The 23,496-nt window shown below is 55.2% G+C and carries 17 protein-coding genes; 11 read left to right on the top strand and 6 right to left on the bottom strand.

Going from position 1 to position 23,496, the window contains the following annotated elements:
• Positions 1-309: 309 nt before the first annotated feature.
• Positions 310-1,170 carry a M48 family metallopeptidase gene (locus tag OSC10802_RS0119595; protein ID WP_017718469.1) on the bottom strand — a complete coding sequence of 287 codons (861 nt, stop codon included), beginning with the start codon at positions 1,168-1,170 and terminating at the stop codon, positions 310-312.
• Between the two features lie 353 nt (positions 1,171-1,523).
• On the opposite strand from OSC10802_RS0119595, the gene OSC10802_RS0119600 reads away from it, so the two are divergent.
• The 3 genes from OSC10802_RS0119600 (at position 1,524) to OSC10802_RS0119610 (ending at position 2,974) form a co-directional block, all read left to right on the top strand.
• Entirely contained in the window at positions 1,524-2,072 is a 549-nt protein-coding gene (locus tag OSC10802_RS0119600) for a DUF4330 domain-containing protein (protein ID WP_017718470.1), read from the top strand.
• Between the two features lie 121 nt (positions 2,073-2,193).
• Positions 2,194-2,652: a fluoride efflux transporter CrcB gene (gene crcB, locus OSC10802_RS0119605; RefSeq protein WP_017718471.1), complete on the top strand. Its 459-nt coding sequence runs from the start codon at positions 2,194-2,196 to the stop codon at positions 2,650-2,652.
• 10 nt (positions 2,653-2,662) lie between these two features.
• A complete protein-coding gene (locus tag OSC10802_RS0119610; RefSeq protein ID WP_017718472.1) occupies positions 2,663-2,974 on the top strand; it encodes a DUF190 domain-containing protein in 312 nt (103 codons plus the stop codon).
• A gap of 51 nt (positions 2,975-3,025) precedes the next feature.
• On the opposite strand, the gene OSC10802_RS0119615 is transcribed toward OSC10802_RS0119610, so the two are convergent.
• From OSC10802_RS0119615 to OSC10802_RS0119625, 3 genes are all read right to left on the bottom strand, one after another.
• Positions 3,026-4,018: a M48 family metallopeptidase gene (locus OSC10802_RS0119615; RefSeq protein WP_017718473.1), complete on the bottom strand. Its 993-nt coding sequence runs from the start codon at positions 4,016-4,018 to the stop codon at positions 3,026-3,028.
• 462 nt (positions 4,019-4,480) lie between these two features.
• Positions 4,481-5,554, bottom strand: a complete 1,074-nt coding sequence (locus OSC10802_RS0119620) for a coiled-coil domain-containing protein (protein ID WP_017718474.1) — start codon at positions 5,552-5,554, stop codon at positions 4,481-4,483.
• 87 nt (positions 5,555-5,641) lie between these two features.
• Positions 5,642-6,640, bottom strand: coding sequence for a hypothetical protein (locus OSC10802_RS0119625; protein ID WP_026098642.1), 999 nt, complete (start codon positions 6,638-6,640; stop codon positions 5,642-5,644).
• A 771-nt stretch (positions 6,641-7,411) separates the two neighbouring features.
• Here OSC10802_RS0119625 and mgtE point away from each other — a divergent pair.
• From mgtE to OSC10802_RS0119645, 3 genes are all read left to right on the top strand, one after another.
• Complete coding sequence (gene mgtE, locus OSC10802_RS0119635; RefSeq protein ID WP_017718477.1) at positions 7,412-8,809, top strand: magnesium transporter; 1,398 nt, start codon at positions 7,412-7,414, stop codon at positions 8,807-8,809.
• Between the two features lie 45 nt (positions 8,810-8,854).
• The gene (locus OSC10802_RS44580; RefSeq protein WP_155968095.1) at positions 8,855-10,462 is read left to right on the top strand and encodes a WD40 repeat domain-containing protein; all 1,608 of its coding nucleotides are present in this window, start codon (positions 8,855-8,857) and stop codon (positions 10,460-10,462) included.
• A gap of 642 nt (positions 10,463-11,104) precedes the next feature.
• Positions 11,105-12,220: a hypothetical protein gene (locus OSC10802_RS0119645; RefSeq protein ID WP_017718479.1), complete on the top strand. Its 1,116-nt coding sequence runs from the start codon at positions 11,105-11,107 to the stop codon at positions 12,218-12,220.
• A gap of 63 nt (positions 12,221-12,283) precedes the next feature.
• Here the strand turns inward: OSC10802_RS0119645 and OSC10802_RS0119650 are convergent, their stop codons facing one another.
• On the bottom strand, positions 12,284-13,657 hold the full coding sequence (locus OSC10802_RS0119650; protein WP_017718480.1) for a sensor histidine kinase: 1,374 nt from the start codon (positions 13,655-13,657) through the stop codon (positions 12,284-12,286).
• A gap of 96 nt (positions 13,658-13,753) precedes the next feature.
• On the opposite strand from OSC10802_RS0119650, the gene OSC10802_RS0119655 reads away from it, so the two are divergent.
• The 5 genes from OSC10802_RS0119655 (at position 13,754) to OSC10802_RS0119680 (ending at position 22,838) form a co-directional block, all read left to right on the top strand.
• Positions 13,754-14,431, top strand: coding sequence for a response regulator transcription factor (locus OSC10802_RS0119655; RefSeq protein ID WP_017718481.1), 678 nt, complete (start codon positions 13,754-13,756; stop codon positions 14,429-14,431).
• A gap of 324 nt (positions 14,432-14,755) precedes the next feature.
• Positions 14,756-15,883 (top strand): redoxin domain-containing protein, encoded by a 1,128-nt coding sequence (locus OSC10802_RS0119660; RefSeq protein WP_017718482.1) that lies wholly within the window; start codon positions 14,756-14,758, stop codon positions 15,881-15,883.
• A 757-nt stretch (positions 15,884-16,640) separates the two neighbouring features.
• Positions 16,641-16,769, top strand: a complete 129-nt coding sequence (locus OSC10802_RS55730; RefSeq protein WP_017718484.1) for a hypothetical protein — start codon at positions 16,641-16,643, stop codon at positions 16,767-16,769.
• Positions 16,770-16,795: 26 nt separating this feature from the next.
• A complete protein-coding gene (locus OSC10802_RS44585; protein WP_017718485.1) occupies positions 16,796-20,869 on the top strand; it encodes a tetratricopeptide repeat protein in 4,074 nt (1,357 codons plus the stop codon).
• Between the two features lie 193 nt (positions 20,870-21,062).
• Complete coding sequence (locus tag OSC10802_RS0119680) at positions 21,063-22,838, top strand: tetratricopeptide repeat protein (protein WP_026098643.1); 1,776 nt, start codon at positions 21,063-21,065, stop codon at positions 22,836-22,838.
• A gap of 368 nt (positions 22,839-23,206) precedes the next feature.
• Here OSC10802_RS0119680 and OSC10802_RS46390 read toward each other — a convergent pair whose 3' ends face one another.
• A complete protein-coding gene (locus tag OSC10802_RS46390; RefSeq protein ID WP_071593321.1) occupies positions 23,207-23,422 on the bottom strand; it encodes a hypothetical protein in 216 nt (71 codons plus the stop codon).
• Between the last annotated feature and the right edge of the window lie 74 nt (positions 23,423-23,496).

A 23,496-nucleotide genomic window follows, 5' to 3' on the forward strand; every position in this document is an offset into this window, starting at 1 on the left:
AAGGCGTAGGACAGGCGTCTCGCCTGTCCTACTGTTCTAACCTAAGTGCATACTGCTATATATACCACTAACCATTTAGGTTAGGGCACGGAGGGAGCGCCTGCCCTAGGTCGGGATATTATAGGATAGGCGTTCCTTTACGACGAGCGTGTCCGAACCTAAGTGAATATTGCTATATCTCGTTCCCGGGCTCTAGGGAGGGCCAATTGCGCCGGCCCCCGGAACGCAAATGTGAGAGAAACCCGGCTTCCTCAGCGAAACCGGGTTTCTGCAGCTTGAATTTTTTTGCGCCCTCTGACTGGGTTCCCGTTACAGGGGCTGGATTCTGGCTCTGTAGGCCGAGCTGTCCAAGCCACTGCCGACATTCCTGGGGGTTGAGTTTATCTTCTCTTTAATAGCTTGAATGCGATCTTCGGTGGCGGGGTGAGTGCTCAAAAAGGTGGGAGCCGACCCTCCCCTTTTATCCAGCAGTTTTTCAAAAAATCCAATCATCCCCGATGGATCGTAGCCGGCTTTTCCTAACATGTCAAGCCCTCTTTCATCCGCTTCGTATTCGTACTGGCGGCTTCTGGGAAGGCGCAGCGCCAGCTGCACGCCCAGCTGCACGGCTGTGTTGCGGTCAATGCCGGCGGCTGAGGCGATTCCTTGCTCGATCGCCGCCTTTCTAATCCCCTTGAGGACGTGCTTGCCCTCAATGTGGCCTATTTCATGGGCGATGACGCTGGCCAGCTGGGCTTCGTTGTCTGCGGCTTTGATGGTGCCGGTGTTAACATAAATAAAGCCCCCCACAGTGGCAAAGGCATTGATGGAGTCGTCTCTAACCACCTGAAACGTATAGGGGATATTCGAGCGAGAGCTGGTTTGAGCCAGCCGCTGACCGATCTGGTTGATGTAGCGGTTGAGCGCGGGATCTCTGTAGAGCTTAATCTCTTTGCTCACCAGCTGCTGGTTAATTTCCTTGCCGAACTCGACCTCTTGCTCCGCAGACATGTTTGACAGCTGAACCCCCTGAATCACCTGAATTCCACCGCGAATCAAGTCTTGGATGGAAATTGCCCCGGTGGGAGCGGGCGATCCCAGGGCCACTCCCAGAGCCACTACGGCAGAGAGCAACCCGTAGAACCAGCGCCGGTGGGAACGCCGGGGAATCAACCGCAAAGCATTAAACATAGGATCTGTGTGAGGAGACATTATAAAACAACTCTCTATGGATCGACTGTTAGAATCCAGTTTAGTGTTCCCCGCACCAGACCGGCTCGCTCGATGGCGTCGCACACGAGAAGGATGATTGAAATTTGTTCCGAGGCGCTTTAATCCCCTCAAGCTCCCCCTGCCGGTGGACGGGGAGGGGGTTGGGGTGCCGGGTTCTTCATCCGGGGCGCTCTGTGCATCCCTCGCTCGATCGAGGGCACCGGCGCGAGAAATTCTCCGCCCGCGCCCAAAGTCAGCTGAAGCCGAGCGCCCGCAATGGTAATCTCTGTGTTAGTTTAGACAACTGTGACTGTTCGGAGAGGGGATTCGCTATGAAGATTTTAGATTCTCAAGGTCGCCTGTTTGGTAAGGTGAGCATCCTGGATGTGGGAGCGGCGCTGGTGATTCTGCTGGTTGTGGTGGGGATCTTCTTCTTTCCCGGCACCACCGGCTCTGTGGCTCAAATCGGCGTCAGCGAAAAACCCATCGAGGTGGATGTGATTGTCCGAGGTTTGAGCGTGCGCGACCCAGACGCCCTGTTAAAAGAGTGGGACAAAACCAAGAAGACCAATATTATTATTCGCAACCAGCCCTACGGTGAGATTAAGATTAAGTCTGTAGAAATCCTGGACAAGCTGTTGGCAGTGCCCCAGCCAAATGGAGCGGTAAAGGCTCTCCCCGATCCCCGGGTTGAGGAGTCTTACAGCAGCAACCTGCTGATGACACTGACTGGCCCAGCTAAAATTACTTCCAATGGGCCCGTACTCGGCAACGAAAAAATCAAGATTGGGACGACCCTGGAGCTGGACGGATTCAGCTATAACTTCAAATCGAGCGTGATCGACGTGCGAGTGTTGGATGGAAAACAGTCCCGCAGCTAATAGGCGAAGCCGCTGCTAGAGCGCCGGTCAAGACATCGGCGAAATCGGTTTTATTTTGGCTTTCGCTGCCAAAAAAAGACCGGCGACAGGAGCAGCCCGCGCTGATAAATAGGCTCAACAGGTGCGTTTCTCTTGGAGACGCACCGGCGGTTTTTTTTGTTCCCCCATCGGCTGGCACGAGATGCTGCAAGACCCCGCAATTCGCAATCCCATTGCCATCAGTTTTGGCGCGATTGCCGGTGCCCTGATCCGCTACTACCTCACTTTGTGGTTCGCTCAGCGCTTCGGCACCGGCTTTCCCTACGGCACCTTTTTCATCAACCTCACCGGCTGTTTCGGCATGGGCTTCTTTGCCACCCTAGCGCTAGAGCGGGTGGCGGCGATTCCCCCAGATGTCCGGCTGTTAGTCACCACCGGCTTCTTGGGTGCCTACACGACTTTTTCTACCTACGGGCTGGATACCATTGCCCTGCTGCGCACTCAAAACTTCCTCACCGCCGGTTTTTACTGGGCCGGCAGTGCAATACTGGGAATTATCAGCGTTCAGTTGGGTGTGATTTTAGCCCGGTTGCCAAGGTAAGGAAACAGCCATGACAGTTTGGAAACAGCTGACCGTCTATATTGATGAATCGGACCGCTGGCACCACCAGCCCCTGTATACGGCGCTCATTGAAAAGGCTCGCGAGCGGGGACTGGCTGGGGCCACTGCCTCAAGAGCCATCGCTGGGTTTGGCAAACACAGTACGGTGCACGCGACGCATTTGCTAGATCTGTCTTCTGACTTGCCGGTGGTGGTGACAGTTATTGACCGCGAGGAGGCGCTGGTTGAATTTTTGCCTGCGGTCAAAGAGATGGTAAAAGAGGGATTGGTGACCCTGCAAACGGTAGAAGTCCTCAAATAGGAAAGTAGGGTGCCGCACCGAGCGCGTAACGCACCCTACGCCCTACTTCTGCTATTCGCCGCCGGTGCGCCGAGACTTAACCCGGTCAATTTCCCGCTGCAATTCTTCCACTTGCCGGCGCAACGCCTCAACATCGGCGGTCGCTGTTTGCGAGCTCGGCGTTTTCACTTCCACCTCAACCGCGCCCTCAGCTCTCGCTCGCGGATAATTGCCGCTGCGAATTTGGCGATACTCTTCCGAAGACGCCCACTCCTGCAAGTAGCGAACCCGCTCAACCGTAAAGGGATGGGTGAGAAACACGCCTTGCGTAATGTTATTATACAGTAAAAATTTGTACACTTGATTCAGGCTGTCTTCGTCGAGGTCTTGATATCTCTGCGCTTGCCGGATAAACTCATCCAAACTGCATTCGTTATTGTGCTTGACACTTCCTCCGGCAAGCTTCATCATCGCCTGCAGCACCGGCCTGGGGGCGTCTGTGACTAAGAGAGCCGCCCGGTCTGCGGACAGTTCCGCTCGGCGCAGCCATTCGTAGAACGCCAAAATCAACCCCCGGCTCAATATATTGCCGATTCCAAAGGTCAGGTCGCCGATGAAAGCCGCAACGCCCAAGGCCCAAAGCGCCATCTGGTTTAAGGTCGTGTGACCGCATTTAATATGCCCTAATTCATGGGCGAGTACCGTCCGGATTTCCTCGTCGCTCAGCAAGTCCAGCAGCCCAGCGTTGAGCACCACCGAGGGTTGCTCCTGTCCCAGTGCGTAGGCGTTAGCCAGCGGATTTTGCGTGACAAACAGAGCCGGCTCTGGGTAGATGTCTAAATCCCGCACGCACTCCCGAAAAAGCTGGTAAATCGTGGAATACTGGCGGGGACCGACTTGAATGCTATTGCCCATCAGATAGACGAACTGCGGGCGCTCGTAGACAAATTCCACAAACTTGCGGGCGACAATATCGAAGCCCGGCAAGCTGCGTAAGGCTTGCTCAGCTTCCCGGTCGAGGGGGTGGCGAAAGGCTTCGCTAGAGATTCCAGTGTAGGTAGGCATAGGGGCGGCTTTAGCCTGTGATGGCGCTCAAGATAACTGTGAATATATAACTCTTAATATAACACAATGTGCTACTTTTTGAGGTTCGGCCTTAAAAAAGTTAGGAGTTGGGCTTCAGCCCAAAGGTTTGTAGTTGGGCTAAAGCCCAAAGGTTTGTAGTTGGGCTAAAGCCCAAAGGTTTGTAGTTGGGCTAAAGCCCAAAGGTTTGTAGTTGGGCTAAAGCCCAAAGTTAGTAATTTCCTCCTTCCCAGCCTGAGGCTGGGAACGCTGTTAAGGAGGCTGTGCCTCCTTAACTAGCAATTTAGATTATTATAGCAGTTCTAAATGATTTGCGCAACCGCGCTTTGGCCCAGAACCCCGGTTTCTTTAAGAAACCGGGGTTCTGAAATTTACGCGGCACTCAACAGGAGCGCCGGTGAGGGGGGTAGCGGGGCAACTCATCAATTGCCCCTTCACCGCTGATTATTTGCTTTTCTGTATAGTTTTCGCTTGCTCCAGCGCGATTTCTTTGAGAACCTGAGACGAATTCAAATTCGAGGCCCCTTCGATAGCCTTGACAGCCAAATCCTGAACCTGTTTGAGAGCGGATTCGAGCTGCTTAGAAAGAGTGGCAATTCGCGTTTCTTGATTTTGAATTGTCTGCTCCAGAGATTGCAGCCGCAGCTCATAGATGCGCTTTTGACCTTCTACTTCCTTCCCATCCAAATCGGCCTTAACCTTCGCCTGGTAGCTGGCGATTCCCCGCCCCTCTTCTGTGCCCTTCTTAATAGCGGATTCTTTTTCTTTAAGAAAAGCTTCAAATTTCGTTTTAGCCTCTTCAAATTGTTTCTCTCGCTCAGCAATTCCTTTCTCCCGAGCAGCCCACTCTTTTTCTTTCGCTTGCTTTGCTTCTTCCAGAGCCTTATATAAGCTCTTCTTTCGCAACTCGTATTCCTCTACATCGCGCTGGCGCTGCTGCTTGAGGTCATACTGGTATTCCTGCGTGTCCCGCTGGCGGGTTTGCAGCCGCAAATCATTGCGTTCTTTAACCGCGCGTTTCTGCTCCTCTTGCTCTTTGTCCCAAGCCTTCTTTTGTTCCAGCTTCTGCTGCTCAACAGCTTCCCGCCGCTGGCTGACTTCCTCTACAAAAGTTTTGGAACTCGCTTCATATTGGTGGATCAGGTTATCCAAGCTATCTTCAGCAAATTCTAAGCTGTGCAGTTCTTGTAACTGTTTGGTTTCCTCCGCCACAGACTCCCTGATTTCTTGCAGCCGAGAAGCTTCCAAAGAGAGTTTTTCAGAAAGCTCGCTGGCGGCGCTGCCAAATCCCAATTGCAGCTTCTCAATCGCTTGAAGGGTTTGCACAATTTTTTGCTGGGTGAAGTTCGCAGTTTTCCCGTTCATTTTTGCAGGATCTCCAGAGGTATTATTACTTGCTTTTTTCGAGGCGGCTTGCTGCCCTTTCTGCGCCGGCTTCCCTTCGGGCTGGCTCTCCCGACTGACTTCCGGTGCCTTTACACTCTCATCCTTCGCACTCTTAGTAACTTTTTTTACCATGATGGTTCGTCTCCTAAATTAGATATCCGCACATCAGCGAGGGGGCTCCAGAAACCGGGTTTCGCAGAAGAAAACCGGTTTCTCGGCCTAACTTTTCACAGAAGCCCCATTAGAGGTGCTGGCAAACGCTCGCATGGCGAGTTCTTGAGCTTGCTTAATGGTGTCTTGGAGTTGCTTGGACAGGTCGCCAATCTGTTCGTTCTGTCTCTGAATCGCCTGCTCCAGGGATTGCACTTTAAAATCATACCCTTCTTTCGTTTTCTCCCATTCTTTCGCCAGCAAATCGGATTTCACTTTAGCCTCTCGGCTGACATCTTCAATCGCTCTCTTCCGGGCTTCGTCCTCTGCCTTCTTCAGTTCTTCAGGCATGGTCGCTACTTTCTGCTGATATTCTTCAAACTGCGCCTGATTGTCCGCCAGAAACTTTTCGCGATCTGCCCACTGTTTTTGATTGGCTTGTTCGATGTCTTGCAGCTCTCTTTCTTGTTGGCGGGCGCGATTTTCATACTCGTCCATCTCCAGCTTGCGCGTGCGCTCTATTTTGTACTGGTAGTCTTCGGCTTCTTTCTGGCGGTCTTTGGCTGCAGTTTCGCTCTCTTCTTGAAGGCTGGATTCATATTCTTCTTGCTCTTTTTGCCAAGCCTTTCTTTTGTCGGCTTTGTCTTTATCCAGCGCTTCAAGGTAACTGGCTGCGTCTTGTTCCAGCGCTTTTAACTTTTCTTGGTGTTCTTGAGTTAACACATAAAGGGCGTCGGCTACGAGTCGCGTTTCCCGCACCTCTTGCTGCAGTTGCGTTTCAATCTCTATCGCCCGCTTTAGTTCGTCTAGCTTGGAGGATTCTTTGGTTAACTTCTCTGAGAGACCGATGATGATGCTGCTAAACTCCAGTTGCAAGTCCGCTAGACCTTTAACAATACTGTCTGTCGTGTATGTGGAGACGACTTCCAGCAGCTGCTTGTTCTGTTCCTTGGCGGCTTCTTCTTCTTTGGTGGCTACTTTGGAGCCGATCTTTTTCTTCTCGGCAATCAGTTGATTGAACGCTTCCAGAATCTTGGCTTTACTGTCTGGTTGGGCCACTGTGCTCATGGTAGTTCTCTTGAGTGACTGGGTGAGTGGGTTTTGGCCCGCCGGCTGCCGGCTGGGCGGCGTTGACTTTTTCATCAACTAAATCCATAGTAGCGAGTGTTGATTTTTTCGTCAAGCATTTGGGGAAAATTTCTTGCAGCGCTTGTCTGGCAAGGGTTTCGGGGCTTGAGCCGGCTCCCGGAGAGGTGCCAGGAGGGACCGGCCTCCCCCTGCGCCCCCCTGGGGGGTGGCCTGACCGGCGTGCGGGCCAGCCTGGGTCAGCCTTGACAGACCCAGAAGCAGGTGCTGCAATAGGGGTTCTAGCCGGTGAAGCCAGTGCGAGTCCAGCGAGTGGAGCGCCGGCGTCCCTTGCGGGAAAGTTTAAACAGGACTTAACGCAGGGGCCGTAAGATGAGAGTGAGGTGGGGAGCCGCACAGTGCGGGGATGAAACTGTACCCGCTTAAAGCGCCGCATCTGCCCCAAACTGCCTCCAGGGGCAATGCTCGCGCCGCTGTCCGGCACAGGGGCCAGGGGCCTGCCGCTACAAACCAGCGATCCCACGCTCTGCGCGACGCCGGCTGCCGAGCGGCTGAGCTGTGGTGACGCGGGCTATCGAGACAGGGGGCGTCGGCGCATCCGCAAGGAATGCGCCCAAAGAGCGCGGGCGAGCGGGGCGAGCGGTTAACCCAGATGCCGCAGCGGCCTAAACTTCAGCGGGTTCGATCTTGGCTGTGCCAGCGACATCTAGACTAAATGCAGCAACGTACTTGAAGGCATCAGGAGAGTCGGCTTTGACTGAGCAGAACAACTTATCCTCTCCCCTCCAAACCCTCTCGCGCCGAGAAATCCCGGAGCTAGTCTGTTCCCAGCTGCTTGCGCTGCTCGAACAAGGAGATCTCCAGGGAGCCAAAGCCATCCTGGTGCCGGTGCAGCCGCCGGACATTGCAGAAGCCATCGGAAGCTTGCCAGAAACGATGCAGGCGCTCGCCTTCCGCTTGCTCTCAAAAGGCGAGGCGATCGAGGTGTATGAATATCTCGACTCCAGTGTGCAGCAGCTGCTGATCGAGGAATTCAAAAGCCAGGAAGTTCTCGACATCGTAGACAAAATGTCGCCCGATGACCGGGCTCGGCTGTTTGACGAGCTGCCGGCAAAACTTGTCCGGCGTCTGCGCCAGCAGCTCTCGCCCTCGGAATGGCAGGCAACCGCCCTGCTGCTGGGCTACGAAGCGGGAACAGCAGGGCGGATCATGACACCGGAGTATATCGCTCTAAAAGAAAGCGTCACCGTGACTGCGGCGCTGGAGCGGATTCGGGCTTTAGCGCCGGTCACCGAGATCGTTTATTACCTGTACGTCACGGATACAGCCCGCCAGTTAACCGGGATTGTCTCGCTGCGGGATCTGGTGATCGCTGGGCCCGAGCAAATTGTTGGCGAAATCATGACTCGCGAGGTGGTGTTTGTCTACACAGACACCGACCAAAAAGAAGTCGCCCGCATGATTGAGCGCTATGACTTTCTGGCGGTGCCGGTGGTGGACAGCGAGCAGCGTTTGGTTGGCGTAATTACAGTTGATGACGTGATCGATATCTTGGAGGAGGAAGCGACCAAAGACATTTATGCCTTGGGCGGGGTGCAATCCGGCGGTGACAATTATTTCCAGACAAATTTGCTGACCGTCGCCCGCAAACGGGTGGTCTGGCTGTTCGTTTTGCTGATCACCAATACCGTCACCGGCACGATTATCAAATCTCAAGAGGAGATTCTCAAACAAGTGGTGACCCTGGCGGCGTTTATCCCCTTGCTGACCGGCACCGGCGGCAACGTGGGCGCACAGTCGTCCACGGTGGTGATTCGCGGTTTGAACACCGATGACATTCGAGCCCTCGGACCGGCGCAAGTGATCTGGCGGGAGGGGATCGCCGGTGCCTTTCTGGGAGCGATGTTGGGCGCAGTGGCCACAGTCTGGGCGTTCTTGCTCCAGGGCAAGTTTGAGGTCGCCGTCGCCGTCGGGATCAGTCTGGTGGCGATTTCAATTTTGGCCTCTGTGGCCGGTTCGGCGCTCCCCTTCCTGTTTCGCACCTTGAAGCTAGACCCCGCGCTGATGTCGGCTCCGTTTATCACCACAGCGGTTGATGTCTTGGGCGTGCTAATTTATTTCAACTTGGCGCGGCTGATTTTGCGCTTGTAGAACCTCTCCACCGGCAGGAGTGACTGTTATTATTCAAAAAGCAGGGTGAGCTTTCTTTATATGTGGAACACCCCTCATCGGCTAGAAATAGCGGAGTATGTCGCAGTCGCAGGCTCCGTCTTGGGGTCAGTGGCGGCTGCAATTTCTGGGAAGGTGGTTTTTGCCGCTGTCCCCCTGACTCTCTCAGTCTCGCTGAACCTGCTCAACCGCTACCGCAGCGACCAGCTCTCTTTGCGGCGGACAACTGCAGCCATTGCGCGGCTCCAGCAGCAAGTCTCGGAAGAGATTGAATCTCTGCACGCCTCGGCTCCCGCCCTGTCCGGGCACTCGCCACCGGCTGAAGGTGCGGGAGTGGCTTCCGGTGCGGCAATCCAGAGTCCTGGAAGCCAGCAGCAAGGGCCAGACCTGGAGCCGCTCTATCAAAATATTGCCGGGCTGCAGGAGCAGTGCGCCACCGTGCAGGAATCCGTTAGCAGCGTCATCCACTACCTGAACAGCTCGTCAGTGGTGGAGCGCGTTGACCGCTTGGAAAAGGCAGCGGCCCAACTTTCGGACAGCCTGGCGGGGTTGGCCAACCAGGTGGACGCCGTGGCCCAGCGCCGGTGGGATCACAAACCCCAGCCCCAACCCGCCGGCCAAACCGCTGAACCCGACCGGCCCTCCCAAAGCCCACCGGCACCCGCAGCTGCTGCCCCAGTGCCGGCCAAACCCGTCGTGCTGCCAAAAATTGTCTCTGACGCCATTGAAAATTGGCGAATCGCCCGCACCCTAACCGCGCACTCCGACTGGGTGAGCTCGCTCGCTATCACCTCTGATGGCCAGCGTCTCGCCAGCGGCAGTTTTGACAAAACGGTGAAAATTTGGCGTCCGCACACCGGCGAGTTGCTCCACACCCTAAGCGGTCACGCCAAGGGCGTTTTTTCTGTGGCCACCAGCCCGGGCGGTGAGATTCTGGCCTCTGGCAGCTGGGACGAGACGGTCAAGCTGTGGCGGATCGCTGACGGCACTTTGCTCGACACCCTCACCGGCCATACCGGCTCAGTGCGGTCTGTGGCCATCAGCTCCGATGGCCAAATTCTGGCGTCTGGCAGTTTTGACCAGACGATTAAACTGTGGCAGCTCACCGGCGGCATCGTGCAGAGCCGCCTGACGGAGTATTCAGGGCCCATCTATTCCGTGGCCTTTAGCCCCGACGGCCAGATCCTGGCCAGTGGCGGCGGGGAGGGTGCGATCCAGCTGTGGGGCGTGCCGGCACGGGAATTTCTCTGCAGTCTGACGGGAAATTTGGACTTTGTTTGGTCGCTGGCTTTTAGCCCCCAGGGCAATCTCCTCGCCAGCGGCAATGGCGACGGCACCATCAATCTGTGGCAGATCCCCAGCAACGGACAGATGCGCTATGGCCCGTCCCTGCTGGGCACCCTGGCCGAGCATTCCGGGCCGGTGTACTCCACCATCTTCTCTCCCGATGGCCAGACCCTGCTCAGTGGCAGTGCCGACGGCACCGTGAGAATTTGGGATATGGGCAGTGGAAAGATCCTGCACACTCTGGCAGAGGCTGGCAAACCGGTGATCTCCCTGGCGATTAGCCCGTCCGGGCAGTTGCTCGCCGCCGGCAGCAGTGCCGGTGCAGTCGAGATTTGGCAGCGCGATTGAATTTCTGAACGGGCGCGAGAATTTTTATCTCTTTCTGCGGGATACGGATGAAGCGCCCTACTTTTGTAAAGTCAGGACTGACACATTTCAACAGTCAAATTAGGGGTGCAGTTGCCAGGTATCAGCGAACCTTTAAATTGCCTGTTTACCCTTGTGCTATACTAACAAAGCACCCATTTATTGAGGCTGAATATTAGAGCAGCTCTCAGTTGGATGAAGTAGGCTCCAGAAAGCCGGAACCGGAAGAGGGCGGGCACGGGGGCCATCGGTGTCAACTTAAGCTGTGTCCCGTAGTCTCTAGGCGGTTGAAACCGCAGCTATACAGACAAAACCCGCCTGCGCGGGTTTTAAAATTCCCGCTCTTTTCTTAAGTCCGCGAAGGCGGACTTCGTTTGTGTAGCCGCGATTTCCAATCGCCAGGAGCTTAAGTTGACACCAGTGGCACGGGGGCCCGCCCCTACGCTCACCCGGTTTCTCAGCACCTCACTAATATGAAAAGCGCTATAAATTTATTTTTCCTTTCCGCCACAATCCGGATTGCGCGCAACCCACCGGACAGGATGTGACGGGTGCCAGCCCGCAGCCCCTCCCTTGGCGAGCGCGATAAAATTTAACAGTTAACAATTGCTAGATAGCAAAACAATGAACAGCCGCAACTGGCTCGCAATTGCAGAGTATGTGTCCCTCGCCGGCACAGTCGCCGGCACAGCGGTGGCTGCGGTTTCCCAACAAGTCATCTACGCCGCAGTGCCGGTGTCTCTATCGCTAGCGGTGAATCTGGCCAACCGGCAGCGCTTTGAGCGACGGACTGGCCAGCAAACAGCAGCGGCGCTCACCAAATTAGACCGAGAGCTCTCCAGTCTGGAAGCTGCCAAACAGCAGTGGTCTGAAGCCTTAAAAGCGGTGATTTCGCGCTTGGAGCGGGAAGCAGAAAAAATTTCCCCCTCCCAGAACTTTACCCACCTTTCCTCAGAAATTGACGGGCTCAAAGGGCTGCAAAACGGTCTGGAGGAATTCGTAGCGCGGCAGAAAATCCAGCTAGATGCCCTCAAAGAAGAATTCAAAACGCGCCCAGAACTCGAGCAGATCGAAAATTTGACCGGCATCATTGTAGCCCTGCAACAGTACCTCAACCAGCTCCCTCCCCTGAGTGACTCGCAAGCTCAGATGACTGCTTTGCAGCAACAGCTGGAAACTGCGATTGCCAGCATCCCAGCGCGGGTTGAAGCCGCCGGCGATCGCTGGGTAGAAGAGATTAACCAGCGGCTTCAAGTCAGCCAGCAGCCCTATGAATACCAGCTGGTGTCTGAGCGCGACCGCAGCAAAAACTTGCTAGAAACGGCACTGGAAACCGCTACCAGCCGGCTAATTGCTGTCGGTCCGTGGCTGAAAAGAAGCCGGCTGGATAGCGACACCCTGCAGAAATTTCGGGCGCTGCTTGACCGGCAGTGCTGCCTTGATATCGGGTGGGGGAACGGCAGCGATTCCGACGACGCCGTAGATGAGTTGCTCAAGCTGGCGCGGGAATATCCAAGCCGGTTCAGGCTGAAGCTGCTGGGGACTCACGAGAATTTCTTGGTGTGCGACAAAACCTTTGCCTGGGTGGGCAGTCACGACGCACTCAGCTCAGGTGTTTCCAGCGACCGGCCAGAGGTGGGCGCACGCACCACAGATCCCCGCATTATTGAAGAATTGATTCAGCGCTTTGAGGAGGCAAAGGCGCTGCATCTGCCTCCTGCCGGCAGCACCGGCGGTTAGCAAGGGAGGCGCAAACCCCACCCTGCCGGTGGGAAACTTTGCCTGACGGTAAAGTTGAATGATTCACCTCTCCTGCGCCCTCGCAGCACTCGCTTGAGGAATCTTGACGGTAAATGTCGTTCCAACCCCCACGTTGCTCTCCACAAAAATCTGCCCCCCGTGGAGAGCCACACACGTTTTGACCACAGCCAGTCCCAGTCCAGTGCCCGCAATATTTCCAACATTCTTACCGCGATGGAAAGGCTCATACAGCTTGTCTTGGTCTTCCAAGGGAATCCCAATGCCACCGTCTTTAATCTTAAAAATAACAGCTTCTGGCTCGCAACTCAGAATCAAATGGATTTCCCCTCCCTGAGGGGAATACTTGCTGGCATTCGAGAGCAAATTGCTGAGAATCGAGCGCGCCAACTTTTCATCCAGGTAGGCGTGGGTGCGGCTCCCTTGGCTGGTAAACTTAATCGCCAGCGGCGCGGCGCTGCCAAACTGAATATCTTCTACTAGATTCAGACAGAACGATTCCATATCCACAACTTCTGGCTGGCACTCCAGCTTTCCGGCTTCCGCCCGCGTTAGGGTGAGGATATCTGACAGTAACTGGGTCATTAACTTGGCTGAGGATTGAATGCGGTGCAGATTTTTGAGTCTCTTATCCTCCGTCCATTGCTGGCTACTTTCTGCCAGTAATTGAGCCGAACCCAAGATGACACTCAAAGGCGTGCGAAATTCGTGGGAAACCATCGAAAAAAAGCGGATCTTGAGTTCGCTGAGCTCTTTTTCCTGGGCGAGGCTGCGCTGAAGGGTTTCGGCTTGCTGGCGCTTGACCATTTGCTGGTAGAGCAGGGCGTACACTCCCAAGAGAATCGCAAAGGTCAAAAAAGTGCCGATCAGCTCTATTGGCATTCTGTAGTGGATGCTGGACTCGTACTGTCCCACCCACATCTCCAGCAGCTGCTCCTCTTCGCTCTGTATTTCTGCAATCACTTTCCGGATTTTATCCCGGTTTCTCTTGCTTTCAACAATCAGGGTAGATTGAGCTGATCGCGCTGTTTTGCCTTCCTGGTATAAATCGACAGACTGCTGGAAAAGAGCAATTCTTTGCAAAATCAGCGAATCCAGAATTGCCAGCCGGTGCTGCTGGCTGGGATTGTCTGCAGTCAGTTGCCGCAGCCTTTGTATTTTTGGATCAATCCTTTGAACAGCACTGTTGTAAAGTTCTAACTCTTCCTCATCTCTGAACAGGATATAGCCCCGCCGTCCCGACTCCGCATCGGTCAAATTGACTAGCACATCTGTGAGGGCTTTGAGAACTTCATGGGTGTGCTCCACCTTGTCGTCACTCTGAATTAACTGAGTGGCGTTTTGGTAGGAAGCAATGCTGACAGCGCCCATCAGCAGGAAGGCCATCCCAAAACCGCAAGCCATCCATTTTTTTTCCATTGTTTTATAACCTACTTTAATTCTATATTTAAATAACCGCCATATCGTGGCAAAAGCTATTTTAAAGTTGTGTCAGAATTGAGGAACCTCACAGCCATGCGCATTTTAGTTGTGGAAGATGATGTTCAGTTAGCGGACATGCTGGCAGAAGCGCTGACAGACCGGCAGTATGCGGTGGATGTCGCCAAAGACGGGCAAGCCGCGTGGGATTGGGTAGAGACGCTAGAGTATGACTTAATTGTACTGGATGTGACCCTGCCCAAGCTAGACGGCGTGAGTTTTTGCCAGCGGTTGCGCCGGCGCAACTCTGCTATCCCTGTCTTGATGCTAACAGCTCGCGACACGGTTGCCGACAAAATTACAGGCTTGGATGCGGGAGCGGATGACTACATGGTGAAGCCCTTTGACTTGCAAGAGTTAATGGCTCGGATTCGGGCGCTGCTGCGCCGGGGGAGTTCCGCCGCAACAGCAACTCTCTCCTGGGGGAGCCTGCGCCTGAATCCTAGCACATACGAAGTCAGTTATGAAGAAAAGCCCCTGCACTTAACCCCTAAGGAATACGCTCTGTTAGAGCTGCTGGTTTCTAGCGGGCGTCGGGTGCTGAGTCGCTCCGGGATCATCGAGCGGATTTGGTCGCTGGAAGATCCCCCCAGCGAGGAAACCGTCAAATCCCACATCAAAAGCTTGCGCCAGAAACTCAGGGCGGCTGGCGCGCCAGAGGATTTCATCGAGACGGTTCACGGACTGGGCTATCGCCTGAAGCTGCCCACCTGAGCCGCTGGTTTGAGCCGGTGGCGGCTGTTTCCTCTAGCTCCTCAATACTCTCCCCGATTTCTGCCCGATTTTTCCCCGCTTTTTCAACTTCCGCTCGCTAATCTCACAGACAGTTAGCTCGAATCCGAAACCAACAGAGGATCGACCGGCGCTGAGGGGGGAGCCGGATTTAAACGCACTCTCTCCTCTCCGCTGCGGTCGAAACACGCACGCTGAGAAGCGTGACCGCTTAACTCCCGGACGGGGGAAAGTTTGAGTGCGATTCCAGCTGGAAGTGACGGCTGTCCATGTTTAACCAGACGCTAAAATAGAGGAACCCGCCCTATGCCCTTACTTGAAATTGGAGATCCCGCCCCTTGGTTTTCCCTTCCCTCCACCGTCAATTCCCTTTTTCATTTTAACACGGTTGGCGGGCGGCGGATTGTGCTGTTCTTTTTCGGAAGTGCCGGGTTCGAGTATATTCAACAAATTCTAAAAGACTTTCAGAGTTCGCACGCAGAGTTTTCTAGCTTGAAAGTGTCGCTTTTCGGCGTCAGCATTGATCCGGCTGATCGAGCCCAAAACCGGCTCTCAGAAATTGCCCAATCATTCATCTATTTGTGGGACTTTGAGCGAGAGGTCAGCATCAAGTACGGGGTTGGCAAACCCGTCGAGTCAGAAACCCCTCGGCTCCAGTATCTGCCCCAAACCTTCGTTCTTAATGAAAACCTACAGGTGCTCAACATCTTCCCCCTCGACGAGCCCGCTCGCCACGCCGAGCGAGTCTTGCGTTTTATCAAAGCCTTACCTGCTCCCGAGGAAGCCCGCCCAGTAACAGCTGCCCACCCCCCTGTACTCATTATCCCCAATGTTCTCGACAAAGCCTTCTGCCAATACCTGATCTCCCTGTACAGAGAAAACGGCGGCACTCCGTCTGGCTTTATGCGGGAAATGGACGGTAAAACCGTAGGCATTCTGGATGATGGCTTCAAGAAGCGCTCCGATTTCTTCATACAAGATCCCAAAATAAAGCAAAACCTGCACAATATTATACTTCGCCGGGTTTGCCCGGAGGTAGAAAAGGCATTCCAGTTTTATATTACCCGGGTTGAGCGCTATTGCGTCGCCTGTTACGACGCCCAAACCGGCGGCTATTTCAATCCGCATCGCGACAATACAAGCAAGGGCACAGCACACCGGCGCTTCGCCATGACACTCAACCTGAATGTGGGAGAGTACACCGGCGGATTCCTGCGGTTTCCCGAATACTCGCCCCACGGCTACCGGCACGAAACCGGCACAGCCATTCTTTTTTCCTGCTCCCTGCTGCACGAAGCGACAGCTGTTAACACCGGTCAGCGTTTCGCTCTCCTCTCATTTTTCTACGGCGAAAAAGATGCGAAAGTTCGGGAAGCAAACAAACAATTTATTGTGAGCGAACCATCTCCTGCTATAGCGACAGCCCCCTCTTAGAGATTTATCTTATCCGACGCTCCTGTTAGGATAAAACGAGGCGGGGTGCGTCCAGCGCCGCACCCCAGAAACGTCGGTTGCGCTCCCTCACTTGACGCACCTCACTGCAGCGCTACACTGAAAAATTGCCCCCATGTTCTAAAATAAGATTCGCCTAAACAGACCGCGCTAGCTGAACACCCCGGTTCGGCGAGTCCCCGCATATCACACATTCCGCTTTTTGTCAACTCAAATGTCGGTCGGGAGAGGGCTGCCGGTCGCCCGGTACGAGCGAGTGCCGGTGAGCGGTCAAACCTGTGAGGACAAACCGCTCAAACCGGCAGAGACGTTCCGCTCCAGGTCTTGACACCCAGCGGCAAAACGCTTTCTCCACCTGACAGGCGTGCGCGGGCCAGCCTCGCCCCGCTCCTCCCTCGCCTTTTTGATATCATTGAGGGTAGCTTTCGCTTCCCGCCACGTCCCTTTCCCCTCACTTGCCACCACGTCGCAGGCGCTTGTAGCAGTTTCCCGAATTAGGGCTGCTCAAATAGAGCGCCTTTGGCCTCCGGCTAGCTCTCGCGGCTGTCCTTCGGGATCTCCTGCGGGGTGCGGTTCGGGACGCGCTAGCGAGCTGCGCGCCCTTGCAGCTCTTGCAGCCGCAAGCAAGCACGCGAACGCGCTTTTCGCACAGCAGCAGTTTTTTCAGCAGTTCCTTACATGAACTCGATGAGCGTGACTTTTTGAATCTTAATTCTCAAAAGATTTGAGAAGTTATCAGATGAGCGTTGAGAAGTTTTACAAACAGCTGTTTCTCTCAGAAAAACGGCGGCAAGGAGCGTGCGATAAGGAGCAAGATTTGGCGCGAGCGAGCGAAGCTGGTATAAAAAGCTATTGGATTGCGGAATGAGGCGGGCTCAGGAGTGGTAAAGTTTGATGAAAAAAAGCTGGCTAGACATTGCGGAATATCTCTCCCTCGCCGGCGCTATCGCGGGGACAGCTGCGGCGGCGGCGACACAGCAGGTGGTCTTGGCGGCTGCGCCGGTGTCCCTGTCGCTGGCGCTGAACATGGCCAACCGGCGGAAATTGGAGCGGTTCGCTGAGCAAAATCCTGCCGAGGCGGCGCTCCAAGTTCAGCAAAAGCTCTCAACAGAAGTCGAATCTCTGCGCACCTCACTCAAGCAATTGCCCACCCAAGAAGACCTGACGGGTGTCAAACAAGCCATTGCTGTGGAGCTGCGAAATCAGGAACGGTTCAGTGGCTCCTCTGTCAGCGCAGTCCGGGAAGAACTGTCCAACATGCAAAAGCGCTATGGCGAATTGCTCGAAACAGTTTCCGGCATCACGGCTCGCCTGGAGAATTTCTCCCCCAAGTCAAAACTAGAAAGTCTCGAAAGTGGGCTGGCTTCTTCGAGCGAATCCCTGGCGCTGGTCTCCTCTAAAATGACTCAGCTGCAAGCCGATCTCGAGCAGCTAGCATCTAAACCCGCAGCCGTCCCAGAGCCGGTGCGGGCTCAGCTCGAAGATCTCTACCGCCGGGTGAACAGCATACCAGACTCGCAGCCGCAGCTGGCAGAGCTAAGGAACGCCCTCGCCAAACTTCAAGAGGACGCCAAGAGCCTCACCTCCAGGCAGGATTTCCTCACCCTGCAGCAAATGGTGGCACCCTTTGCCGACAGCGTGCCGGAACTCACAGAGCAGCTCGCCGATCTGCGGGCGCAAGTGAGCCGGGGAGAAGAGATGCAGGCGGCGAACGCTCGAGAAGAGGCGGAAACATTCAGGAGAATCCTCGCCGAAGTCAACCGGCGCATTGACGAGATCCCGCCGCCGCCAGAACCCGTTGATCTGACCGGCGTGCGCGAGGAACTGTCCCATCTCGCCGCCGCCACAGGGGAAACAAAAGCTGACATGGAACGCCGGCTCGCCCCCCTGGAAGCGCTTGACCTCAATCCCCTCAGGGAAAACATCAGCGAGTTGCGCCAGCGGTATGCCAGCTTGGGAGAATGGGTTGCCGTCTTTGCCGGCGGCGTCTCGCTGGCGGAAAAAGTAGCGTCCTTGCAGAGCGCCGCAGCCGAACTCGCGGAAACAGTAGCCGGGCTGCAGCAGGAGGTGGCGCAGCAACCCGACCGGATTTCCCAGCAGCTCCAGCCGCAGCTGCAAGAATTTAGAATTGCCGCAGCACAACTGGAGCAGGATGTCAACAATCGCGCTTCCAAGCAGGATGTCGCCTCTCTCGAACAAGTAGTGGCAGGCGCTGATAGCGCCCTTTCCGATATCAGCGTACAGCTGCACGCCGTGACCTCACAAGTCAACCACCTTTCTGAAGAAACGGTGCAAAGAGCGCTTCAGCAGCTCGACGAGTTGCGGGGTGTCCTGACTGCGGTTTCCCGGCGCATCGATGAACTTCCGCCTCTCCCACCGCCGGCTGATTTGAGTCCGATAGAAGCCGAATTAGCAAGGCTGGCATCCAACCTCACCGAGACTCGCGAGGGAATGGACAGCCGGATCGTCCCGCTGGAAGCGCTGGAAAGCCGGATCGTCCCGCTGGAAACCCTGGAAAGCCGGATCGCCCCACTGGAAACCCTGGAAAGCCGGATCGCCCCACTGGAAACCCTGGAAAGCCGGATCGCCCCACTGGAAACCCTGGAAAGCCGGATCGCCCCACTGGAAACCCTGGAAAGCCGGATCGCCCCACTAGAAACCCTGGAAAGCCGGATCGCCCCACTAGAAACCCTGGACCTCCAGCGGGCGCACAGAGAGCTTACCGAGCAGCAACAGCAGTACGCTGCCCTGATCGCGCTGGTTTCCACTCTATCCCCGACATCGCGGGTGGAGAACGTGGAAAATGCCCTGGCTGCGATTTCCCGCCGCATCGACGAACTCCCGACTCCCCCAGCAGCGGCTGATTTGAGCTCAATCGAAGCCGAACTTGCAGCGCTCTCCTCAAACCTCCGCGAGGTTCAAGAGCGGATGGAAAGCCGGCTCGCCGCACTCGAAGCCCTTGACCTGGAGCCGGCGATCGCAGACATCTCCGAACTCAAACAGCAGTATGCGGCGGTGAGGGCGCTAGGAGACACTGACCCACCGGCATCGGGGATACAGGAGCTAGAACGTTCCGTCGCTGAGATTTCCCGCCGCATCGAGGAATGGGACGCCCGCCCCGAAACGGCTAATTTGTCAGCTGTCCGAGAAACGCTCGATAAAATTGTCGAATCGGTCGCCTCGGCGAAAGCCGAGCTGTCAGGCCGCATCGCCCAGCTCGAAGCCCTCGAACTCGAGTCTTTGCGCGAGCAGTTCAACCGGCGGAGCGAACCCTGGCAAGTTGAAGAGCTCAAACAAGCCATCGATGACCTGCACCGGCGATTTGAGAATTTTCCCTCCCCCCCCGAGCCGGTCGAACTCACCGGCGTCGAACAGGCGCTGGCAAAGATGATCGACTCCCTCGCCGATACCAAGCAGCAGCTGTCAAGCCGCATATCACCTCTAGAAGAATCTGTCAACCCCCTGCGGGCAGAAATTTCTGAGCTGCAGGCCGCTTTGGACAGGGTAGAGCGCAGCCATGTCGGGTATTTGCAGAGTGCGGTAACCGAGCTGCAAAGCGAGGTAGAAAACTTGGCGGCCCAACCTCAGGTCGGGCGCAGTGAGGCAGAGCTGCTCCCTCTGGTGGAGCAAGCGGTGGAACGCCGGCTCGGCGAGGTGAACGAGCTGCTCAAAAACATCGGAACCCCGGAGATGAAGCTGGTCTTTGACCGCCCCGGAACGCGAACCGCCCTCTTTGAAGCGCTATCAAACGCGCAAGAGCGGGTGATTATTGTCTGTCCGTGGCTGAGCCGGTCGGGGATTGACAGGACTCTGCTGGACAAGTTGGAGGCGTTCCTGCAGCGGAAAGGCAAGATTGATATTGGCTGGGGCAATCTCGGAGATATCGATGCCGGTCAGTTCCCCCGGCGGATCAACCAGCAGTGGCAGGCGGGCGAGCGAACCTGCGGGTACGACGCGCTCAACGACCTGGAGCTGCTCAAAAGCAAATATCCCAAGCAGCTGCGGTTAAAAGTGCTGGGAACTCACGAGAACTTCGCGGTCTGGGACAGCGCCGGTGCCATCATCACCTCTCACCACTTCCTGAGCGCCGGTGCCGGCTATCCCGAGCGGGAAGTGGGCGTGATCGCCACAGATCCCCGGATTGTCCAGGGTTTAATTGACCGCTTCACCGAGCCGGTGCTCAGTCCCGCAACAGCAGACTCCTACCGCAAACGCGGCTTTGAGCGCTTGAACGTCCGGGATTACCAGGGTGCGGTTGAGGATTACACCCGGGCGCTGGAACTTAACCCCAATAGCGCCATCACCTGCAATGACCGGGGTGTGGCCCTCTCCAGTCTCGCAGACCAGCCCGCTGCCATTGCTGACTACACCAAAGCTTTGGAGCTTGACCCCAACGAGCCGGTGTATTACTTCAACCGGGGTTTCGCTCGCTTTAACCAGGAGGACTTTCGCGGAGCCATTGAAGACTACTCTCAGGTGATTCGCCTGTCGCCTGAAAAGACCGACGCTTACTTCCACCGCGCTGAGGCTTATCGCCTTTTGGGTGAGTGCCAGAGCGCCGCTGACGGTTACACGCAGGTCTTGCGAGTCAATCCCGAAGATGCGGTTTCCTATAACAACCGGGGTTTAGCTCAGTACGAACTGGGCAACCGGCAGCAGGCGATTGAGGACTACACCCAAGCATTGCGAATCAATCCCGATGACGCAGTGGCTTATTTCAATCGAGGTGTCGCCCACTTCGGCAATGGGGAGTTCCTGACAGCGATTGAGGATTTTAACGATGCAATTCGCTTGAATCCCCAGTATGCGGCGGCTTATAAAAACCGGGGCTTGACCCGTTTGGAACTCGGCGACCGGCAGTTGGCGAGCCAGGATTTGCAGAAAGCGGCTGAGCTGTTTTCCTACAAAGGAGACGCCCAGAACCGCCAAGCAGTTCTAGAGGCGCTGCAAAAGCTGCAGCAGAAGTAAATGCCCTACAGGTGGGCCCCGCCGGCCCACCTCTTCTGATTTTGGATTTTTGATTTTAGATTGTGTATTTTTTTACCTATCTGTGTCACAGAGAGATGATAGCGGTTATAATTGAGGGGTGAAAATTGGGTTTGTAATAAACCGCCAAGACGCCATAGACGCGCCGCAACCCACTGTATAAAGACAGAAACTCGTGAATAGAGAACAACGACGAAAAGCCGCAAAAAATAAAGGGAAAGACAGTCAGGGGATGCTCCCCACCGGCAGTAACTTGCCCCCAGACGCCCTCTCTTACGCTCTCTCACTTCACAAGAGCGGACAGTTGGCGCAAGCGCAAGCCATTTACGAACAAATCCTCAAGTCGGAACCGGCAAATCCCAAAGTATTAAACGGTCTGGGCTTGCTCAAGTCGCAAATGGGCGACAGTAAAAGCGCGATTCGCCTGATTTCTGCGGCTGTCACCGCTGAACCCAACAGTGTTGGCTACCTCAACAACTTAGGCAATGCCCACCGAGCCGCCCACCGGCTCGACGAGGCGATTGACTGCTATCAAAAGGCGCTGCAAATCAATCCCGACTTTGCCGACTCGCACTTCAATCTGGGAATTGCCTTAACCGAAAAGGGCCAAGTCCCAGAAGCCATCGCCGCTTTCTTGCAGGCGGTGGCGGCGAACCCGCAACACCCCCGCGCCCATTTCGCCTTGGGCGATTTGTTCCAGAAACAGGACTTGCTCAATGAGGCGATTGCATCCTACCAAAAAGGTCTGTCGGTTCAGCCCAATTTCTTTGAAGGGCTGACCTCTCTGGGAATGGCGCTCTACCGCAAAGGCGATCTCAAGGGAGCGCAGTCAGCCTACGAGCGAGCGCTTTCCCTCGATCCTTACGAAACAGAAGCTCTGTCTAATATTGGCGCAGTTTTCTACGAACAGGGCAGACTGGAAATTGCGGTCGCGTGCTATCGCGAAGTGGCAAAATTAGCGCCCAAATTGCCCGACTCCCACATCAATCTCGGTTTTCTGCTCAGCCAGCAGGGTGAGGATGAGTCAGCTGCTGACTGCTACAGTCTGGCGCTCAAAGCCGATGCGAAATCCCTCAAGGCAATCGCCGGCTTGGCGGAACTGCGCGCCAAACAGTCGCAGTGGCAGTCAGCGATTCAGCTTTATGAAAAGATTCTAAAGATTACCCCCAATTCCGCTGAAGCTTGTGCTAATATAGGTGTGGGGTTGCGCGAACTGGGGGATGTCAGCGGCGCGGTGGCGCATTTCGAGAAAGCCCGCCAAATTGACCCCAGACATGTTAAAGCCTCCGCCCACCTCGGGCTGGCACTCCAAGCTCAAGGAAAAACCGAGGAAGCGCTGTCAATTTTTGACTGGGGGCTGGTGGCTAAATACCCCTTGGCGCATGTTGAAGGGTGGGAAAGTGTCAGCGCTTTCAATGCCGGTTTGAGGGATTATGTCTACAATCACCCCACCCTGCTGCGCGACCGGCTTGGCAAACCCATCAACAAAGGTCGCCAAACCTACGAGATTTTTGCTGACAGCGCTCCTGTTATGGAAGCCTTGCGCCGGCTGATCGACACCCACCTTCGCGAGTATTTAAGCTTCTGTGCGGCAAATTCCAAGAGCGCCTATTTCCAAAATTCGCCCTCAGCGTGGAAACTGAGCGGATGGGCTGTGGTGCTTGAGCCGCAAGGCTTTCAGAACTCGCACACTCACCCGGAAAGTTTTGTGAGCGGGGTTTATTACATTCAAATTCCGCAGTCGGTGCGCGAAAATTGTGCCGGTGAGGGTAATTTGAATTTTGGGAATCTGTTCCCGGCGGTTGCCGAGGAGGAAAAAATAGAAAAGTACACGGTTAAGCCAGAGGAAGGTTTGCTGGTACTTTTCCCGTCTTACTTCTGGCACTCTACCATTCCTTTTTCCGGGCGAGAGGATAGGATTTGCATTTCGTTTAATGTGATGCCGGTGTGAGAAACCGGGTTCCTGCAATAGCCTTGGCATCTAGGGATAAATCTTTATTCAGAAACCCGGTTTCTTCATGGGAAGCGAGAAACCGGGTTTCTGCAATAGCCTTGGCATCAAGGTAGAAATCTTAATTCAGAAACCCGGTTTCTTCATGGGATGGCATGCCAAATTGAAGGTGTGAGGGATGCCGGTTATTTTGAGAGCGGGGTCAAAATGTTGTGGGATTGACGGCTGTGTTTGCATCGCTGTAAACGTAGAGTCTGAGGAAATCTGCTAGGGTGGGATTGTTGCGCTTTTCGATAGCGGAGTTCTCAGGAAGCTGGGGTGGGACTGTCCCTGAAGGACAGGCACTGCAGACGGGATATGTCGGGACTTTATATAACGACAGACAGTTCATCGACCATCTTAACGCGACCCCGGCACACGGAGCGAAGCAGCCGGTCGATGGAAAATCTTTCTTCCTCGCTGAGGGATTCGTCAAACATTGCGGCGAGCAGTCCATAGCGATCGGCGAGCGTGATGCGACCAGAGGTGGTGGCTTGGGCGAACAGGTCGGAGAGGGCGGTGGGGAGGAGGGTAACTGGAGGCATGACTTTTACTGGCTGAACTCTATGTATTTAATATCGCGCCTTTTCCTGGAGGTGTTGGTGATTCCATTCGCGAG

Source organism: Kamptonema formosum PCC 10802, from assembly GCF_000332335.1.
GTDB lineage: Bacteria > Cyanobacteriota > Cyanobacteriia > Cyanobacteriales > Oscillatoriaceae > Oscillatoria.

Coding starts and splice junctions, on each gene's coding strand:
- OSC10802_RS0119595 (WP_017718469.1), bottom strand. CDS start 1,170: ATGTTTAATGCTTTGCGGTTGATTCCCCGGCGTTCCCACCGGCGCTGG.
- OSC10802_RS0119600 (WP_017718470.1), top strand. CDS start 1,524: ATGAAGATTTTAGATTCTCAAGGTCGCCTGTTTGGTAAGGTGAGCATC.
- OSC10802_RS0119610 (WP_017718472.1), top strand. CDS start 2,663: ATGACAGTTTGGAAACAGCTGACCGTCTATATTGATGAATCGGACCGC.
- OSC10802_RS0119615 (WP_017718473.1), bottom strand. CDS start 4,018: ATGCCTACCTACACTGGAATCTCTAGCGAAGCCTTTCGCCACCCCCTC.
- OSC10802_RS0119620 (WP_017718474.1), bottom strand. CDS start 5,554: ATGGTAAAAAAAGTTACTAAGAGTGCGAAGGATGAGAGTGTAAAGGCA.
- OSC10802_RS0119625 (WP_026098642.1), bottom strand. CDS start 6,640: ATGAGCACAGTGGCCCAACCAGACAGTAAAGCCAAGATTCTGGAAGCG.
- OSC10802_RS0119645 (WP_017718479.1), top strand. CDS start 11,105: ATGAACAGCCGCAACTGGCTCGCAATTGCAGAGTATGTGTCCCTCGCC.
- OSC10802_RS0119650 (WP_017718480.1), bottom strand. CDS start 13,657: ATGGAAAAAAAATGGATGGCTTGCGGTTTTGGGATGGCCTTCCTGCTG.
- OSC10802_RS0119655 (WP_017718481.1), top strand. CDS start 13,754: ATGCGCATTTTAGTTGTGGAAGATGATGTTCAGTTAGCGGACATGCTG.
- OSC10802_RS0119660 (WP_017718482.1), top strand. CDS start 14,756: ATGCCCTTACTTGAAATTGGAGATCCCGCCCCTTGGTTTTCCCTTCCC.
- OSC10802_RS55730 (WP_017718484.1), top strand. CDS start 16,641: ATGAGCGTTGAGAAGTTTTACAAACAGCTGTTTCTCTCAGAAAAACGG.
- OSC10802_RS44585 (WP_017718485.1), top strand. CDS start 16,796: ATGAAAAAAAGCTGGCTAGACATTGCGGAATATCTCTCCCTCGCCGGC.
- OSC10802_RS46390 (WP_071593321.1), bottom strand. CDS start 23,422: ATGCCTCCAGTTACCCTCCTCCCCACCGCCCTCTCCGACCTGTTCGCC.